The organism is Marinomonas sp. MED121 (assembly GCF_000153025.1).
Classification (GTDB): domain Bacteria; phylum Pseudomonadota; class Gammaproteobacteria; order Pseudomonadales; family Marinomonadaceae; genus Marinomonas.
In genome coordinates this window covers 1-1,270 of sequence record NZ_AANE01000047.1, presented here as the reverse complement: position 1 = coordinate 1,270, position 1,270 = coordinate 1, and the positions used below count along the sequence as shown (strand labels likewise).

Annotated in this window: 1 protein-coding gene; it reads left to right on the top strand. The window is 51.3% G+C overall.

The genetic code is table 11. From position 1 onward, the window contains the following. Positions 1-145: 145 nt before the first annotated feature. A complete protein-coding gene (locus tag MED121_RS00095; RefSeq protein WP_278043822.1) occupies positions 146-1,006 on the top strand; it encodes a sodium ion-translocating decarboxylase subunit beta in 861 nt (286 codons plus the stop codon). Positions 1,007-1,270: the final 264 nt, after the last annotated feature.

Here is a 1,270-nt window from a genome sequence, read left to right as displayed (position 1 = left end):
GCAGCTCCCGGAGACGGTCACAGCTTGTCTGTAAGCGGATGCCGGGAGCAGACAAGCCCGTCAGGGCGCGTCAGCGGGTGTTGGCGGGTGTCGGGGCTGGCTTAACTATGCGGCATCAGAGCAGATTGTACTGAGAGTGCACCATATGCGGTGTGAAATACCGCACAGATGCGTAAGGAGAAAATACCGCATCAGGCGCCATTCGCCATTCAGGCTGCGCAACTGTTGGGAAGGGCGATCGGTGCGGGCCTCTTCGCTATTACGCCAGAATTCGAGCTCGGTACCCCTGAGTCTAGGTCGGACTAGACCTTGTAAAACGACGGCCAGTCCAGTGTGCTGGAAAGCTATTGCAGTAGCAGCATACTCATATATGGCATTGGTACCTCTGATTCAGCCACCTATAATGAGAGCGCTTACTACTCAAGAAGAGCGTTCGATTAAAATGGTGCAGCTACGTCATGTCACTAAAACTGAAAAGATTGTCTTCCCAATTGTTGTGACAGTTTTGGCTGCGGCGTTCTTACCATCAGCGGCACCGCTATTAGGTATGTTCTGTTTTGGTAACTTAATGAAAGAGTCTGGTGTTGTTGATCGTCTAAGTGATACTGCTCAAAACGCTTTGATCAACGTAGTAACCATTATGTTAGGTTTAGGTGTTGGTTCTAAGTTGAGTGCTGAAGACTTCTTAAATGTTGAAACCTTAGGGATCCTGTCTCTTGGTTTGGTTGCCTTCTCTATCGGTACTGCAACAGGTGTGTTGATGGCCAAAGCATTGAACAAGTTCTCTGCTCACGATATAAACCCATTGATTGGTGCAGCAGGGGTATCCGCTGTTCCAATGGCTGCTCGTGTTGCGAACAAAGTGGGTCTGGAAGCGAATAAGCAAAACTTCCTATTGATGCACGCCATGGGGCCAAACGTAGCGGGTGTAATCGGATCTGCAGTAGCTGCGGGTGTTATGCTTAGTTATGCTTTCCAGCACACTGGGGTCATAGCTGTTTCCTGATCTAGGTGACCATCCTAGCACAGGGGGATCGATCCTCTAGAGTCGACCTGCAGGCATGCAAGCTCTGCATTAATGAATCGGCCAACGCGCGGGGAGAGGCGGTTTGCGTATTGGGCGCTCTTCCGCTTCCTCGCTCACTGACTCGCTGCGCTCGGTCGTTCGGCTGCGGCGAGCGGTATCAGCTCACTCAAAGGCGGTAATACGGTTATCCACAGAATCACGGGATAACGCAGGAAAGAACATTCGGGCAGCGTTGGGTCCTGG

Bases quoted from the DNA above. Each gene is read 5' to 3' on its own strand.
- MED121_RS00095 (WP_278043822.1), top strand. From the start codon at position 146: ATGCGGTGTGAAATACCGCACAGATGCGTAAGGAGAAAATACCGCATC.